This window comes from Variovorax sp. 679, from assembly GCF_003952185.1.
Lineage (GTDB): Bacteria > Pseudomonadota > Gammaproteobacteria > Burkholderiales > Burkholderiaceae_C > Variovorax.
In genome coordinates, this window is the sequence record NZ_RXFS01000004.1 from 495,352 (window position 1) to 512,326 (window position 16,975).

The following is a 16,975-nucleotide window of genomic DNA, read 5'->3' on the forward strand; positions in this document are numbered from 1 at the left end:
ATGCGAAACATAACCTTGCATTTCGCTTGCCGCCCTGGAGGGGAACCATGGAGTTTTCAACGCTTTTCGACTCGCTCGCCGGCAGCTGGGGCGACGAGATCCTCGTCTGGTCCGTCGCCGCGGTGGCGGGCTGCATCTGTCTCGTCGCCGTGGTCAACGTGCTCGACATGTTCCTCGACGGCGGCAACGGAACAGGCTGAACGCCTGTCCTTCATTCCCATCCCATGAAAGATTCCAGCAAGTCCACGATGTCGCCCCAGAACAAGGCCGCCGCCGGCCGCCGCGCCAGCACCGCCAGGGCGGGTGAAGCCGGCAGCGCCAAGCAGCAGCAGCTCGAGGGCTTCACCGTCGAGCACCCGACGACCCTCACCACCAACCAGGGCCTGCAGCTGCCGGACAACCACAACTCGCTGAAGGCCGGCGCGCGCGGCCCCACGCTGCTGGAAGACTTCATCCTGCGCGAGAAGATCACGCACTTTGACCACGAGCGCATTCCCGAGCGCGTGGTGCATGCGCGCGGCTCGGCGGCGCATGGCTTCTTCCAGGTCTACAAGTCGATGTCGCAGTTCACCTGCGCCGACTTCCTGCAGGACCCGGACGCGAAGACGCCCGTGTTCGTGCGCTTCTCCACCGTGGCCGGCTCGCGCGGCTCGGCCGACACCGTGCGCGACGTGCGTGGCTTCGCCGTCAAGTTCTACACCCGCGAGGGCAACTACGACCTCGTGGGCAACAACATCCCGGTGTTCTTCATCCAGGACGCGATGAAGTTCCCCGACCTCATCCACGCCGTCAAGCCCGAGCCGCACCACGAGATGCCGCAGGCCGCGAGCGCGCACGACACCTTCTGGGACTTCGCCTCGCTGATGCCCGAGAGCACCCACATGCTGATGTGGGCCATGAGCGACCGCGCCATCCCGCGCAGCCTGCGCATGATGGAAGGCTTCGGCGTGCACACCTTCCGCCTCGTCAACAGCCGCGGCGAGAGCCATTTCGTGAAATTCCACTGGAAGCCGAAGCTCGGTGTGCACGGCCTGGCATGGGACGAGGCGCAGAAGATCGCCGGCAAGGACGCCGACTTCCACCGCCGCGACCTGTGGGAAGCCATCGAGAACGGCGACTTCCCCGAGTGGGAGCTCGGCGTGCAGCTGATTCCGCAGGACAGGGAGCATTCACTGGGCTTCGACCTGCTCGACCCCACCAAGCTCATTCCGGAAGAGATGGTGCCGGTGCAGAAGATCGGCCGGCTGGTGCTCAACCGCAACCCCGACAACTTCTTCGCCGAGACCGAGCAGGTGGCCTTTCACCCCGGCCACCTCGTGCCAGGCATCGACTTCAGCAACGACCCGCTGCTGCAGGGGCGACTCTTCTCGTACACCGACACGCAGATCTCGCGCCTGGGCGGCGCCAACTTCCACGAGCTGCCGATCAACAAGGGCGTGTGTCCCTTCCACAACTTCCAGCGCGACGGTATGCACCGCCAGATCATCGCGCGCGGCCAGGTGGCCTACGAGCCCAACACGCTGGGCAGCGGCACCGAGTTCCGCGTGGACGGCGGCAGCCACGGTTTCCAGTCTTTCCCCGAGGAGATCGAACCGCCCAAGGTGCGGCGCCGCAGCGCTTCGTTCGACGACCACTTCACGCAGGCGCGCCTGTTCTTCGAGAGCCAGAGCGCGGCCGAGAAGGAGCACATCGTCGCGGCCTTCCGCTTCGAGCTGTCGAAGCTGGAGGTGCCGGCCATCCGCCAGCGCGTGGTCGACAACCTCGCGCACGTCGACGAGAAACTCGCGCGCCGCGTGGCCGAACCGCTGGGCATCGGCGAGCCCGATGCGAAGGCCGCGGCCGGCCGTGCGGGTTTTCGCGAACACCGCATCGAGCTGCCCGTCGACGAGTCGCCCGCGCTGAGCATGGCCGGCAGCGGCGACGGATCCGTGCGCACGCGCAAGGTCGCGATCCTCGTGGCCGATGGCGTCGACTCGGCCTCGCTCAAGCCGATCCGCGACGCGCTCGAGCAGGCCGGCGCGCAATGCAAGGTGGTGGGGCCGCGACTGGGCACCGTGGCCAGCGCATCGAAGCGCCAGATCGACGTGGACGCGACCTTCGCCAACACGCCCTCGGTGATGTTCGACGCCGTGCTGGTGCCGGCCGGCAGCGAAGGCGCCGCCGCGCTCGCGGCCATCGGCGACGCGGTGCACTTCGTGCTGGAGGCCTACAAGCACTGCAAGGCGATCTGCACGGTGGGCGAGGGTGCGCGGCTGCTGTCCACGCTCGGCATCGCCGAAGACACGCCGGCCGACGAGCTGCCCGCGGGCCTGGTGGTGGCCGCAACGCCGGTCACCAACCTGGGCGACAGCACGAGCGCGACGGACATCGCGCACCGCTTCATCGCCGCCATCGCGAAGCACCGGCACTGGGACCGCGCGAACACCGACGCCGTGCCAGCTTAGTCCTTTAGCGCTAGACCGTATTGCGAATAGGCGCGGCAAAAGGCCACTCCTAGACTTCGCCCCCACGAGGCCTGAACGGCGCGCACTTTCGCCGCGTCGAGCATCCGCGGCACAGCGGCTGCATGGGCCACGGGCGGGGGTCCAATGGCGTGGTTTTCGAGATGGGGATGGGAGTGCCCTGCACGTCGCCGTGCGGGAGTCGCGGGTGCACTCGGTCTGGCATGCATTCTTCTCGCGGGCTACGGCTCCGTGGCATCGGCGCAGCAGCAGGCGACGAGCGCCGAGGCCGCGGCCAGCAGGATGGAGCAGGCCCGCCTTGCGGACACCGACACCCTGCTGGCCCTGACCAGCGAAGGCGCGGTGCTCTACGGGCAGGACTCGGTCAAGCTCTCGGGCTACCAGTACTGCAGCCAGGCCGTCGCGCTGGCCGAGGCGGGCGAGTTCCGCCAGAGCGTGCGCGCCGCGAGCAAGGCGCTGCACCTGGCCAACGCCACCAACGATCCCAACCTGATGGCCATGGCCAATCGCGACCTGGCCATCGTCTACAGCTACTCGGGCCAGCTCGAGAAGGCCGAGGAATTCGCACGCGAAGCGCTCAGGCATCAGGCGCGCGACCCCAAGCTGGTGGTCGGCCCCGTGCAGAAGGTGATCGGCGACGTGCGCTCGCGCCGCGGCGATTACTCCGGCGCGGTGCTCAGCTATGACGAGGCACTGGCCAACAGTTCGCAGCGCTATGCGCCGCTGGTGCAGGCATCGCTGGTCAATGCGCTGATCGAATCGGGCGACCCGGCACGGGCGCGCGAGGTGCTCGGCACCATGGCTCCGCCGAAGGACGCGCCGCTCACCGCGCAGCTCGACCGCACCCGCGCGCGCCTGCTGCTGGCCGAGAACAAGCCCGCCGAAGCGCGCGATGCGTACCGCGCGCTCACCGCGCGCCAGGTGGGCGCCGACACCGAGTACTACCGCCTCTGGGCCTGGGACGGCGTGGCGCGCAGCGAACTCGCGCTGGGCCAGAAACAGGCCGCCGCCGAGGCCGTGGGCCGTGCGCTGGGCGACGTCGACAAGGTGCGCGCCAGGTTCCGCAGCGAGGAATTCAAGATGGGCCTGTTCTCGGACCTGCAGACGGTGTTCGAGCGCGGCGTGGCCATCTACAGCGACGCGGGCGATGCGCGCCAGGCCTTCGAGGTGAGCGAGCACAGCCGCTCGCGCGCGCTGCTCGACGCGGTGCGCGGCCGCGCGAAGATCAACGAGCAGGCCGCCACCACCGTCGACCTGGCCACGCTGCAGCGCACGCTGGCGGCCGACGAGCGCGTGGTGCAGTTCCATTCGCTGCCCGACCGTCTCGTGGTGTGGGTCGTGAGCCCGGACGGCATTGCCGAGAAGACGGTGGCGGTGAAGCGCGACGAGCTCAACGAGCTGGTCGAGACCTTCCGCAATTCCATCGTGCGTGGCCGCCGCACCGCCATCACCAATGCGGACAAGCTGGGCGCCGCGCTGCTCGGGCCGCTCGGGCTTGCGCCGGGGCAGCGGCTGATCGTGGTGCCGCACGGGCCGCTGCACTACCTGCCGTTCCAGGCGCTTCGGCTCGACGGCCGCTACATCATCGAGACGCACCCGGTGGCGGTGGCGCCGTCGATGAGCATCGCGGTGCAGCTCGCGCAGCGCACGCCGCGCGTGAACGCATCGCTCACCGCATTCGGCAATCCGCGCATCGAGGACAAGTACGACCTGCCCGGCGCCGAGACCGAGGTGAAGCAGCTCGCGCGACTGTTCCCGCGCAACGCGGTGTACATGGGCGCGGCCGCCACCAAGACCCAGTTCCGCGACGTGGCCGCGCGCTCGCCGCTGATGCACGTGGCGGCGCACGCCGAGGCCGACGCCGTCGATCCGCTGTACTCGCGCATCCTGCTGGCCAACGAGGGCGGCAAGCAGAACTTCCTGGAGGCGCACGAGATCCTCGGGCTGCCGATGGACAGCACCGCGCTGGTCACGCTCTCGGCCTGCGAGTCGGGTCTCGGTCGCATCGCGCAGGGCGACGAGGTGCTGGGCTTCACGCGCTCGTTTCTCTCGGCCGGCAGCTCCAGCCTGATCGCCTCGCTGTGGCCGGTGTCGGACGACGCCACGGCCGTGCTCATGAGCACGCTCTACGGCGAGCTCTCGAAGGGCCGCGACATCCAGAAGGCCATGCAGGCCGGGCAGCTCGCGGTGCTGAAGGATCCCAAGATGTCCCATCCCTTCTTCTGGGCGCCGTTCAACCTGATCGGCAACTGGCGCTTGACGGTCGGGAGTTGAAATGAAAGTCCGTCAACGTCCCACACCGATCGCCTTCGCTGTCACGGCCCTCGTCGGCGCGACCCTGCTGATTGCGGCCCAGCGCACGCACGCCGCCGATGCGGACAGCAGCGGCACCGAACTGCTGCCCACCAAGGATCCCTGCGGCAGTTGCGACCGGCCCATTGCGCAGGCCCCGACCGGCACCGTCGCCCCGCAGAGCCTGCCCGCGCCGCCCCGCAACACGGGTGGTGCAGCAGGCGCGACATTCAAGCTCAACGACCTGCGCCTCAACGGCGTGAAGGCGCTGAGCAACGAGGAGCTGCAGGCCATCACCGGCCCGTACATCGGCCGCGACGTCACGCTCACCGACCTGGAAGAACTCGCCAAGGCCATCACCGCCCGCTACAAGGAGCGAGGCTACTTCCTCGCGCAGGCCGTGGTGCCGGTGCAGACGGTGCGCGACGGCATCGTCGAGATCAGCGTGATCGAGGGCCGCCTCGGCAAGGTCGACGTGACGGTCGCGCCCGATGCGCCGATTGCCGAGTCGCGCGTGCGCGGCTTCCTCGCACCGCTGCAGCCGGGTGCCGCCGTGAGCGCGCCGGACTACGAGCGCGCGATGCTGCTGCTGTCGGACCAGCCCGGCATCAAGGTGTCCTCGGGCCTGCAGGAAGGCACGCAGCCGGGCACCACCGACCTCGCGGTGGAAGTGACCGCCGCGCCGCGCTGGGCCTTCACCGCCGAGGGCGACAACCACGGCACCAAGGAGTCGGGCCGCTATCGCGTCGGTGGGACCGCGCGCTGGCTCAGCCCGTTCGGCATCGGCGACAACCTCGACATGCGCCTGATGGTCTCCAACAGCAACGCGTTGCAGTTCGGCCGCATCGCCTACGAGGCGCCCATCGGCACCAGCGGGCTGCGCGCGGGCGTGGGCCTCTCGCGCGTGAGCTACGAGCTGGGTGGCCAGTTCGCCGACCTCGATGCGCGCGGCCGCGCCAACGTGCTCGACTTCTCGCTGAGCTACCCGGTGATCCGCCAGCGGCAGCAGAACCTGTTCCTGCGCCTGGGCGTCGACGTGAAGGACCTCACCGACGAACTGCGCGCGGCCGACTTCAACTCGAAGAAGCGCGTCAACGGCCTCAGCCTGGGCTGGACCTGGGAGCGCCGCGACGAGCTGCTGGGCGGCGGCTACTGGGCCAGCTCCGGCACGCTGTACCACGGCAACCTCTCGATCCGAGATCCGGAAAGCCGCGACTTCGACCGGGGCGTCACGGGCCATCACACCGAAGGCGGCTTCACCAAGCTGAGCTTCCAGTTCTCGCGACTGCAGGCCATCGTGCCGCGCCATTCGCTGTACCTGTCCGTCGGCGGCCAGTGGGCCAGCAAGAACCTCGACGCTTCGGAAAAGCTCGCGCTCGGCGGCGCGCGCGCGGTACGCGCCTACCCTTCCGGCGAACTGCTGGTGGACCAGGGCGTGATCGGCACGGTCGAATGGCGCTGGTCGTTCAACGAGGAGCTCACGCCCTTCCTGTTCTACGACGCCGCGCACGGAAAGATCGTGCGCAACCCGACGCCCTATGACGGCGTCAACAGCCACAGCCTGCGCGGCTACGGCGTGGGCCTGAGCTGGTCGCGCCCGGGCAACTTCTCGATCAACGCGACGCTGGCCTGGCGCGCGGGCACGCCGCCTGCACAGACCGACGGCGGCGGGCGCAACCCGCGCCTCTACGTGCAGCTCATCAAGGCGTTCTGACCATGAAGCAACGCAACCGATTCACACAACGGCGGCTGCAGCTGCGGCCCATCGCGCTGTCGCTGATCTGCGCGGGCGCCGCGCCGGCCATGGCGCAGGTGCTGCCCACGGGCTTCAACTCCATTGCCGGCGGCGTCACCATGACGCAGAGCGGCAGCGTGATGAGCATCAACCAGCCGATGATGCGTGGCATCGCGAACTGGCAGACCTTCTCCATCGGCGCGGGCGGCACGGTCAACATCGCGCAGCCCAGCACGCGCGCCGTGCTGCTCAACCGCGTGGTGGGCGACGGCGTGACCATCCAGGCGTCGCGCATCGACGGCGCGCTGAGGACATCGCTGATCGGCAATCCGAACCTGCCGGGCGGCAGCGTGTTTCTCATCAACCCGAGCGGCATCGTGTTCGGCAACGGTTCGTCGGTCAACGTGGGCGGGCTTGTGGCCTCCACGCTGGACATCGCCAACAGCAACTTCATGCCCGCGGGCTCGGAGAACAAGGCCTTCGACAAGAGCGAGCAGCTGGTCTTCGTGGGGCCGGCGAACAGCGTGGCGCAGGTGCGGCTGGAGCAGGGGGCCTCGATCACCGCCTCGCCGGGCGGCACCGTGGCACTGGTCGGCGGCTCGGTGCGCAACGATGGCGAGATCAATGTTGCGCGCGGCTCGGTGGGCCTGGTGTCGGCCAGCAAGCTCTCGATGAACCTGGACTTCGACGGCGACGGGCTCACCACATTCAAGGTGCCGCTGGACGGGCAGACCACCTTCAAGCTCGCCGACCTGCAGGCCACCGACAAGACCACCACTGCACAGCTCATGAACACGAGCACCGGCAAGGTCACGGCCGACGGTGGCCGCGTGGTGCTGATGGCGGCCGCGGCCGACGTGGACGCTCGCCAGCTCGTGGTGAGCCAGACTGGGGTGATCCGCGCCCGCTCGCTGTCCACGCGCAACGGCGAGATCGTGCTCGACGGCGGCCAGTCGAGCGCGCGCAGCAACGAGATGCTGCTGGGTGGCACCATCGACGCGACCGGCTCCGAGGCCGGCGTGGCCGGCGGTTCGATCACCGCGAGCGCCGACTACGTGCGGCTGTCCGGACTGACGGCGGACGCCAGCGGAAGCAAGGGCGGCAGCATCCAGGTGACCGGCAACGCCGCGGTGAGCATGTCGCCCGATTCGGCGCTGCGCGCCAACGCCACCGGCGAGAACGGCCAGGGCGGCACGGTGAGCCTGAGCGCAGACTACACGCACGTCTCCGGCCAGATCCAGGCGCGCGGCGCGGGCAGCGGCGCAGGCGGCACCATCACCACCACGGCCCGGCAGGTCGAGGTGACGGAGCTCGCGCAGATCGACGCGGCGGGCGGCGCGAGCGGCGCCAACGGCACCTGGGTGGTCGAGTCGAAGGGCACGCTCAACGTGGACAACACCGTGCCGGCGTACGACCCGAACGACTACGGGCTGAACACGGCCGACACGCGCGTGAGCTCCACCGCCATCGGCAATGCGCTGGGCCGCTCCACCGACGTGAAGCTGCGCACCGGCTCCAACGACGGCGAGTCGAACGACGTGGTGTTCCAGGACAACGCGAGCATCGTCAAGTCCGAGGGGCGCGACGCGCGCCTCACGGTCGATTCGCTGCGCGACATCCGCATGGGCAGCGGCTCCTCGATCCGCTCGGAGAGCGGCGCGCTGCACGTGGACTTCGACGCCAACTCGAACAGCGGCAAGAACGGCGGCGTGATCGAGCTCGACAACGCGAGCATCGCCACCAACGGCGGCAACATCCGCTTCTACGGCCAGGGCGATCCGGTCAACGGCTACGCGGTCGGCGGCATCGCGCCCACCGATGGCGGGCCGAATGTCGGGCGCGCGGGCATCTCGCTGTTCGACAGCTCGCTGAACACCTGCGCGATGGCCTCCGGCAACTGTGGCGGCAGCGGCTCCATCACGCTGCGCGGGCAGGGCACCAGCACCTCGGCGGGCGATCCGAGCTACTACGTGAGCTCCGACGGCGTGCAAGTCTCGGGCAGCAGCCTGACCACCGGCGCGGGCAACATCTCGATCACCGGCGCGGGCGGCATCGGCGCGGGCGGCGTCCTGATGGACAGCACCGAGAGCAACGACACGGTGCTGCGCACCGGCACCGGCGACGTGAGCATCACCGGCAGCTCGCGCAGCTGGACCGCCACCGACCCTGTCGCTGTGTACGGCGGCACGGTGGACTTCGTCGACAGCTCCTTCCCCGACGTGACCACGAGCAACATCGGCGGCATCTCGATGCGCGGCGCGACCATCGACGCAGGCGGGCGCGTGGCCATCGACGGCACCGGCAGCGACATGCAGGGGCTGACCGCGAACAGCGCCTTCCTGACCTCGGCGTCGGCTGCCAACGGCGGCGCCGGCGTGACCTACGCCGCCGGCAACGGCGTGACCATCTTCGGCGGCAGCATCACGGCTGGCAAGGGGCGCGACATATCGATCTCCGGCACGGCGGGCGGCAAGGGTTTCGACGTGGCGAACGGCACCGCGACCATCGGCGGCGACGCATCGGCGGTGGCGCTCGCCATGGAAGCAGGCGGCACCGTGCGCGCCGAGGGCGGGCGCATCGCGATCGACGGACGCGGCGGCGACGTGCGCGTGGGGCGCGTGAATGTGCGCGACGTGCCCTCGGGCACCGTCTTCCTGCCGGTGCTCGATGTGTCGAGCAGCACAGGCGCGGGCGGCACCGTCAGCCTCGCCGGGCGCAACGTGCTGGTGCTCGATTCGTTCGACAACGTGACCACCATCGACGCGGGCGGCGCGGGCCAGTCCGGCACCATCGACGTGCGCGCCACCGGCACCATCGCCATCAGCGACCAGGCCAGCCTGCGCGCCGACGCGAAGTCGGCCACCGGCAACGGCGGCACGATCAACGTGATCGCGGGCGACACGCTGCGCGGCTACGGCAGCCTGTCGGCACGCGGCGGTGCCAGCGGAGGCAACGGCGGCAACATCGAGACCTCGGCTCCGCACTTCGATCTGACCGGCCTGCGCGTGGATGCCTCGGCACCCATGGGCACGGCGGGCAAGTGGACGATCGACCCCTACAACGTCAACATCGCGCACGGCACCGCCTCGGGCAGCCTCACGGGCAACCCCTTCGATCCGCTGGCCAACTCGACCATCCAGGACGGCGACATCAACAACGCGCTGGACGGCGGCACCAGCGTGACGATCACCACCGGCACCGGCGGGGTCGCGACCGACGGCAACATCACCTTCGCGGCCGACGCCGCCATCGTGCGCAGCAAGGGCGCCACGCCGCTCACCTTCGAGCTCGACGCGGCGCACAACATCAACGCCTTCAGCAACAACTCGATCCAGTCGAACTCCGGCGCGCTCAACGTGGTGTTCAACGCGGGCGTGGGCGGGCAGAACGGATCGATCTTCCTCAGCGGCGCGAAGATCGCCACCAACGGCGGCAACGTCACGATGACGGCCGACACCAGCCCCACGGGCAACCAGGCCGTCTCGATCACCAACACCACGATCGACACGCGCACCACCGCGCTGGGCGACGCGGGCCCCGGCGGCTCGGTGCAGATCACGGGCAAGCGCGGCATGCCCACCTTCTCGGGCTTCACCGCGACGGTGCAGCTGAGCGGCGCGACCATCCAGAGCAGCACCGGCGACGTGTCGATCACGGGCACGGCGCCCGGCGGCACCGGCGTGCGCATCGGCGCGGGCACGGGGCCCAGCCAGATCCTCACCACCAGCGGCGACATCTCCATCGTCGGCATCGGCAGCGGCGTGACGGACCCCAGCACCGGCCCGCTGGCCGTGCAGGCCGTCGACCTCAGCAACGTCACGGTGCGCAGCGTCGACGGCAACATCGGCATCCGTGGCCTCGTGACGCCCGGTCCCATGAGCAGCACGTCAGGCGGCGTGCTGATCGCCAACAACGCGCTGGTGACCACGCTGGGCGCGGGCGACATCGACGTGGCGGGCGAGTCGCAGGCCAACGGCACGGGTGTCACCCTCGGCACCGGCGGGCGCATCGACGGCAACCGCAACGTGGTGCTGCGCGCGAGCAACGACGGCAGCACCGACGCGCTCGTGCTCACCGGCACGGTGCGCGCCGGCAACGTGCTCGACCTGCGCCCCGGCGGCGTCGATGCCGCCGGCAACGCGGTCGACCGCACGGGCAGCACGATCACGCTGGGCGGCACGGCGGCCACCGGCTTCGCGGTGTCGGCCGCCGAGTTCTCGCGGCTCGACGCGCCCACCATCGTGGCCGGCAGCAATGCGCACGCGGGCAACATCAGCGTGGTCGGGCCGCTCACCGTGCCCGGTGCGCTGACCCTGCAGAACGGCGCCGGCGGCGGCATCCAGCTCGGCAGCGCGCTCACCGCGTCGACCATCGGGCTGATCTCGGCAGGCAACATCACGCAGACCGCTTCCGCACCGATCACCGCCGGCACGCTGCTGGCGCGCTCCACCGGCGGCAGCGTGCTGCTCGACCAGGCGGCGAACAACGTCAGCGCCGACACCGTGGGCGGCGGCGCGGCCGGCGCCTTCCGGTACGTGGACGTCGACACCGTCAAGCTCGGGTCGGTGAGCGTCACCGGCTACGACGCCGCAGGCAATGCGCCGCAGGTGGTGTCCGCCACCTCGATGGCGGCCGACACCGTGTTCGTGCGCACGCTCAGCGGCGACCTGCTGCTGGGCACCAACGTGAGCAGCACCAATGGAGTCGACCTGGTGGCGGCCTCGCGCTTCCAGAACACAGGCGGCTACACCATCGCCGGCGCACCGTGGCGCGTGTGGGCCGACACCTGGGTGGGCGAGACGCGCGGCGGGCTCGCGGGCTCGGGGCTGTATCCCAACCTGTACCACTGCGCCTACTCGGGCCTGTGCGCCGTGAGCATTCCGGCGGGCGCCAACCACTTCATCTACGCGCAGCAGCCGGTGGCCACGGTGCTCATCGCCAATGCGACCCGGCCCTTCGGCTATCCGAATCCGCTCTTCAGCTACCTCGTGACCGGGCTGATCCTGGGCGACACGGGCGCGGGCTTCGCCGGCTTCATGTTCTCGCCGGCGCTGCAGCCGAGCCCGCCGGGCGTGTACCCGATCAACGGCGCCTTCACCTCGGCCGAGGGCTACAGGGTCAACGTGGTGCCGGGCAACCTGTTCGTCGGCGGCGTGCCCAACCTGCCGCGGCCCGATGCGCTGCGCGACCTGCCCGCCACATGGGTGTACGACCGCAACATCGGCCCGCCGCCGATCTGCTTCGCCACCGGGCCGCTGGAAGGCGACCGCGCGACGCAGGGCGGCGACGTGCTGGCGCGCGAATGGTCGCGCGTGCGCTCGCGGCCCAACCTGTCGAGTTGCGTCGACACCGAGAAGCGCAACGGCTGCGCCGACTTCTAGCCGGCGACCGGGTTACGCCAGGCCGCGTGCACGGCGGTTGGACAGGACGACGTTGTCCTTCGGAATGACCTGGCCCTCGCGCATCGCGGAGATCCACGCATCCGTCGTGGTCACGGCCGCGAAGTTGCTGTGGAACACCACGCTGAAGACGCGGTGGATCTCCTCCGCCGTGACCTTGCCCGCCGCGTTCTCGTAGGGCAGCGCGCCGCTCGCGTCAGACAGGAACTCCACGCTCAGGCCCCGGTGCATGGCCTCGAACACGGTCGATGCGTCGCAGTTCTGCGTCATGTAGCCGGCCACGCTCAGCGTGTCGATCTCGTGGCGCGCGAGCCAGTCGGCGAAGTCGGTGCCGGTGAACACGCTCGGAAAGCTCTTGGTGACGAGGTGGTCGTGCGGCCGCTTCGCGATCTCGGGATGCAGCTGGCCGTTGTGCGTGTCGGCCTGGAACACAGGTGCTCCCTTGGGCGCATGGTGGCGCACCACAATCACGGGTGTGCCGGTGGCGTGGGCGGCGTCCATGGCCTTCGTCACGTTCGGCAGCGTGTCGAGGATGGGCGGGTACTCGATCGGCAGGCCGCCGCCTTCGAAGTACTCGTTCTGCACGTCGATCACGACGAGGGCGCGGCGCGGGGTTGCTGTGCTTGTGCTCATGGAAGGCTCCTCTTTCTTCGGTTGTTCGGATGGCCTGATTCTTCGCCTTGGCCTCGTTTTCCGACAGTGGCCCGAAAGCCATTCATCGATAAGATCGGGCCATGCTGAAGCAAACCGCCGAAACCGTCGCCGTCGTCGCTTTCGACGGCATCAGTCCCTTCCACCTGTCCGTGCCCTGCATGGTCTTCGGCGAAGACCGCACCGAGACCGGCGAGTCGCGCTTCCGCGTGAAGGTGTGCGCGCCCGAGCCGGGAGAGCTGCGCACCAACGCCGGCTTCGCGCTCGTCGTCCCGCACGGGCTCGAAGCCATCCGCCGCGCGCAGATCGTGGTCGTGCCTTCATGGCACGACGACTGCTCGGTGGCGCCGCCCGAGCTGATCCGCGCGCTGCAGGCCGCGCACAGGCGCGGCGCCACCGTGATGGGCCTTTGCCTAGGGGCCTTCGTGCTGGCCGAGGCGGGCCTGCTCGACGGCCGTCCCGTCACCACGCACTGGAAGCTGGCGCCCATCTTCGCCAGGCAGTATCCGAAGGTGAAGCTGCAGCCCGAGGTGCTCTACGTGGACGACGGCAGCGTGCTCACCTCCGCCGGCACGGCCGCGGGCATCGACTGCTGCCTGCACCTGCTGCGCGTGCGCCACGGCGCCGAGACGGCCAACCGCGCCGCGCGGCGCATGGTGGTGGCGCCGCACCGGCAGGGCGGGCAGGCGCAGTACATCGAGCAGCCCGTGCCCGCCATGGCCGAGCGCGACCGTCTAGCGCCGCTGCTCGAATGGCTCGGCAGCAACCTCGACACGCCGCACGAGCTCGACGACCTGGCGCGGCGCGCGCTCATGAGCCGGCGCAACTTCACGCGGCGCTTTCGCGAATCCACCGGCACCACCGTCGGCCAGTGGGTGCAGAACCAGCGCCTCGCGCTCGCGCAGCGGCTGCTCGAAACCACGGACCACCCGGTGGAGCGCGTGGCCACCGGCGCCGGCTTCGGCTCGGCGGTGTCGCTGCGCAAGCATTTCGTCTCGGCCTTCAAGCTGTCGCCCACGGCGTATCGCCAGCAGTTCTCGCGCGCATGAATGAGAAAGAGGGCGTGCTTCGCATCAGGAAACCCTGAATGCCAGGGATACCGCGGAACCGGCTTTGCCGGGCCGCAGGTATCGCCCCCTGGAAGGGGGGTGGCGAAGCGACACGAAGTGCGCGAAGCCTGGGGGTGAGTTCAAGCTCTCGCGGAACCGGCTTTGCCGGGCCGCAGGTATCGCCCCCTGGAAGGGGGGTGGCGAAGCGACACGAAGTGCGCGAAGCCTGGGGGTGAGTTCAAGCTCTCGCGGAACCGGCTTTGCCGGGCCGCAGGTATCGCCCCCTGGAAGGGGGGGTGGCGAAGCGACACGAAGTGCGCGAAGCCTGGGGGTCAGACAGCAACTTGCCGCCGCGTGGTGAGCAGCGCGCGCAGCTTGGCCGGTGCGACCGGCTTGGTCAGCAGCATCACACCGCCATGGCGCAGCCGCTGCAGGACCTCGGGCCCGGTGGCGCCCGACACCAGCACCGCCAGCGCCTCCGGCTGCAGCCGCTTGGCGGCGTCGATCACGTCCACGCCGTCGCCGTCGCCCGCGAGCTGCAGGTCGCACAGCACGGCGTCGTAGTGGATGTCGCCGGTGCCCAGCCGGGCGATGGCCTCGGCGCCGGAGTTCACGCATTCGACCTGGCAGCCCCATTGCTCCAGCAGCGTGCGGCTGCCGTCGAGGATGACGGGGTCGTCGTCCACCACCAGGCAGCGCAGGCCCACCAGCGGCGCGGGAGCCAGCGGCGGCGGCTCGGGCGGCGTCACGTCGGCCAGCCGCGCGGCCGGCAGCGTGAAGGCGAAGGTGCTGCCCGCCTGCAGCGCCGAGCGCACCGTGATGCGCGTGCCCAGCAGCGCCGCGATGCGCGCGCAGATGGCCAGCCCCAGCCCGAAGCCGCGGCGCCGGTCGCGCTCGGTGTTCGCCACCTGGTAGAACTCCTCGAAGATGCGGCCCTGGTGGATGGGCGCGATGCCCACGCCGTTGTCGCGCACTTCGATGCGCACGCCGCCCGCGGCGCGCCGCGCAGCTACCAGCACCGTGCCGCCCTCGGGCGCGTGGCGCAGCGCGTTGGTCACCAGGTTGCCGACGATGCGCCGCAGCATCGCCGCGTCGCTGCGCACCGCCAGCCCGCGATCGCTCCAGCGCAGCCGCACGCGGGCCTCGACGGCGGCTGCGGCGTGCTGCGCGTCGAGCTGGTCGAACAGCTCCGCGAGCGGCACCTTGGCGATGGCCGGCGTCAGCACCTGAGCGTCGAGCCGCGAGATCTCGAGCAGGTCGTCGAGCAGCACGCCCATGAACTCGGTGCTTTCCTGCAGCCGCAGCACCGCCGGGCGCTGCGCGGACGAGGCGCCGGGCAGCAGGCCGTCGATGAACAGGCCCATGGCATGCAGCGGCTGGCGCAGGTCGTGGCTCGCGGCCGCGAGAAAGCGCGCGCGCGACAGCGCCGCCTGCTCGGCCTCGGCCATGCGCTGCAGCGCGACGGCGGTGGCTTCGCGCACGCGCTCCTCGCTGACCTGGCGGTTGCGCTGCAGCCGTTCGGCGAGGCGGTCGATGTCGTGCGCGAGCACCGCGAGCTCGTGCGTGCCGCGCGTGCCGCCTTCCACCACGTCGCAGCGCACCTCGAAATGCCCGGCCTCCAGCGCGGCGACCGTGCGCGACACGCGCCGCAGCGGCCGTGCCACCGTGCGCGCCATGTGGCGCACCGAGGCCCACGCCGCGATCAGCGCAACGAGCGCGATGCCGATGCCAGCGATGAGCGAGCGGCCGCGCTCGCGCGTGTAGGCGGTGGTGTCGCGGAAGGTCTGCACCAGGCCGATGGGCGTGTCGCCCGCCGCGGTGGAGCCGGCGGGCGCGAAGGCGCTGGCGCGCGAAGCCTCGCGCAGCGTGACCGGCGAGGTGAACATGCGCAGCTGCGCGAGCGACGCCGTCTTGGGCCCGGCCGTGACGTACACGCCCGCGCTGTTGCTGATCTCCACCCGCGTCACCTGGCCGCCGCGCAGCGCCGCGTTGGCCACGTTCTGCAGCGCCGGCACGTCGCCCGCGTACAGGCTCAGGTCGGACATGGCCGCCACCTGCCGCGCCACGGCCTGGCCTTCGGCGTCGAAGGCGGCCTCGAGGGTCTGCAGCCGGTTGTGCGTGAACCAGCCCGTGAGCGCCAGCGCCACCGCCGCGCACGGCACCACGCCGAGGCGGAACAGGTCGCGCTGCAGGTTGCCGCGCACGACGAGCGTGTGGGCCGACGGGGTCGGCTGGGTCGGAGGCGGCGGCCGCGGCGCGGCGGCGTCCTCCGGCCCGGTGGACGCCGCGAGGCTGTGGGGAGGTGCGGCGGTGCTCATCGCGGGGCCGCGAGCCTGTCGGTCAGTTCCCGTTCCTCCGGCAGGCGCAGGCCGAGTCCGCGCGCCACGGTTGCGTTGACGCGCACGGTGGCGGGCGTCGCGGCCTCGACCAGCGGGGCGTTGCTGTTGCCGGAGCCCGTGCCGGCGCTCGCGACCTTCTGGCCGAGCAGCCGGGCCTGTTGCGCGAGCTGCGACGGCGTGGAAACCGCCGCCGCCAGTCCGCCCGAGCGCACCAGCCCTTCGCTGGCGCCGAACACCGGCAGGCCGGCGCCCGCGGCGGCGCGCAGCACCGAGAGCGTGGCCGCCTGGTTGTCGCCGATCAGGTCGGGCAGCACCATCAGCGCGTCGCTTTGCGGCACCACCTGGCGCAGCGCGTTGGCGAGAGACCTCGCGTCGGGCGCGTACTCCACGCGCAGGTCCCAGGCCGGGTTCGCGCCCTGCGCGGCGCGCTGCAGTTCGCGCACCAGCGGCTCAGACTCGGGCGTTGCGACCACGCCCAGGCGGTGCTTCTGCGGCAGCACCGCGTTGACCAGCGCGAGCTGGTCGGCCATGGCCGGATCGCGCAGCAGCACGCCCACGCGGCGGTCGCCGCGCTTCAGCGCGGGGCTGGAGGCCTTGAGGGTCTCGTACTCGAGCCGGCTCAGCATCGCCAGCACCAGCGGCTCCTGTCCCGGGCGCTCGACGGCGGCGCGCGCGGCGGCGGGGCCGACGGCCATGGTGAGCGGTATGTCGACGGAAGAAGAGGCGGAGGCGCTGCGCAGGCTGCGCGTGCGCACGCCGGCGTTCGCGGCGCGCTCGGTGTCGGTGGGCTCGGCGGCCGCCTGCGGGTCCGCGCCCCCGGGCGCGAGGCGCACCAGCTCGAACTTGCCGCCGGGCTCCTGGTCCGCGCGCAGCTGCTGCACGAACTCGGAAGACGCCGCCATGTCGTCGCCCATCAGCACCGTGAGATTGACCGCCGCGAAAGCCACGCCCGCGGCGCATGCGAGGCCCGCGGCCAGCGCGGTGCGGACGGCGCGCCGCAGCCTTCGAAAGAAGGGCGGGAGAACGGAATTCACGGCAACAAACATGG

Annotated in this window: 9 protein-coding genes; 6 read left to right on the forward strand and 3 right to left on the reverse strand. The window is 70.7% G+C overall.

Translation table 11 applies throughout. The features are described 5' to 3' along the window. Nucleotides 1-47: 47 nt before the first annotated feature. From EJO71_RS34310 to EJO71_RS12755, 5 genes are all read left to right on the forward strand, one after another. Nucleotides 48-200 carry a hypothetical protein gene (locus tag EJO71_RS34310; RefSeq protein WP_164546813.1) on the forward strand — a complete coding sequence of 51 codons (153 nt, stop codon included), beginning with the start codon at nucleotides 48-50 and terminating at the stop codon, nucleotides 198-200. A gap of 24 nt (nucleotides 201-224) precedes the next feature. Further along, on the forward strand, nucleotides 225-2,444 hold the full coding sequence (katE, locus tag EJO71_RS12740) for a catalase HPII (RefSeq protein ID WP_125949072.1): 2,220 nt from the start codon (nucleotides 225-227) through the stop codon (nucleotides 2,442-2,444). 249 nt (nucleotides 2,445-2,693) lie between these two features. Beyond that, complete coding sequence (locus EJO71_RS12745) at nucleotides 2,694-4,736, forward strand: CHAT domain-containing protein (protein ID WP_240651376.1); 2,043 nt, start codon at nucleotides 2,694-2,696, stop codon at nucleotides 4,734-4,736. 1 nt (nucleotide 4,737) lies between these two features. Continuing rightward, nucleotides 4,738-6,468, forward strand: coding sequence for a ShlB/FhaC/HecB family hemolysin secretion/activation protein (locus EJO71_RS12750; RefSeq protein WP_125949074.1), 1,731 nt, complete (start codon nucleotides 4,738-4,740; stop codon nucleotides 6,466-6,468). Between the two features lie 2 nt (nucleotides 6,469-6,470). Continuing rightward, nucleotides 6,471-11,870, forward strand: coding sequence for a filamentous hemagglutinin N-terminal domain-containing protein (locus EJO71_RS12755; protein WP_125949075.1), 5,400 nt, complete (start codon nucleotides 6,471-6,473; stop codon nucleotides 11,868-11,870). 12 nt (nucleotides 11,871-11,882) lie between these two features. On the opposite strand, the gene EJO71_RS12760 is transcribed toward EJO71_RS12755, so the two are convergent. Then, nucleotides 11,883-12,521 (reverse strand): cysteine hydrolase family protein, encoded by a 639-nt coding sequence (locus tag EJO71_RS12760; RefSeq protein ID WP_125949076.1) that lies wholly within the window; start codon nucleotides 12,519-12,521, stop codon nucleotides 11,883-11,885. A 101-nt stretch (nucleotides 12,522-12,622) separates the two neighbouring features. On the opposite strand from EJO71_RS12760, the gene EJO71_RS12765 reads away from it, so the two are divergent. Beyond that, nucleotides 12,623-13,588 carry a helix-turn-helix domain-containing protein gene (locus EJO71_RS12765; protein WP_125949077.1) on the forward strand — a complete coding sequence of 322 codons (966 nt, stop codon included), beginning with the start codon at nucleotides 12,623-12,625 and terminating at the stop codon, nucleotides 13,586-13,588. A 332-nt stretch (nucleotides 13,589-13,920) separates the two neighbouring features. Here EJO71_RS12765 and EJO71_RS12775 read toward each other — a convergent pair whose 3' ends face one another. Together EJO71_RS12775 and EJO71_RS12780 are read right to left on the reverse strand one after the other, a co-directional pair. Then, the gene (locus tag EJO71_RS12775; RefSeq protein WP_125949078.1) at nucleotides 13,921-15,906 is read right to left on the reverse strand and encodes an ATP-binding protein; all 1,986 of its coding nucleotides are present in this window, start codon (nucleotides 15,904-15,906) and stop codon (nucleotides 13,921-13,923) included. Beyond that, nucleotides 15,903-16,961 carry an ABC transporter substrate binding protein gene (locus EJO71_RS12780; RefSeq protein WP_240651377.1) on the reverse strand — a complete coding sequence of 353 codons (1,059 nt, stop codon included), beginning with the start codon at nucleotides 16,959-16,961 and terminating at the stop codon, nucleotides 15,903-15,905. The genes EJO71_RS12775 and EJO71_RS12780 overlap by 4 nt, the downstream gene beginning before the upstream one ends. Between the last annotated feature and the right edge of the window lie 14 nt (nucleotides 16,962-16,975).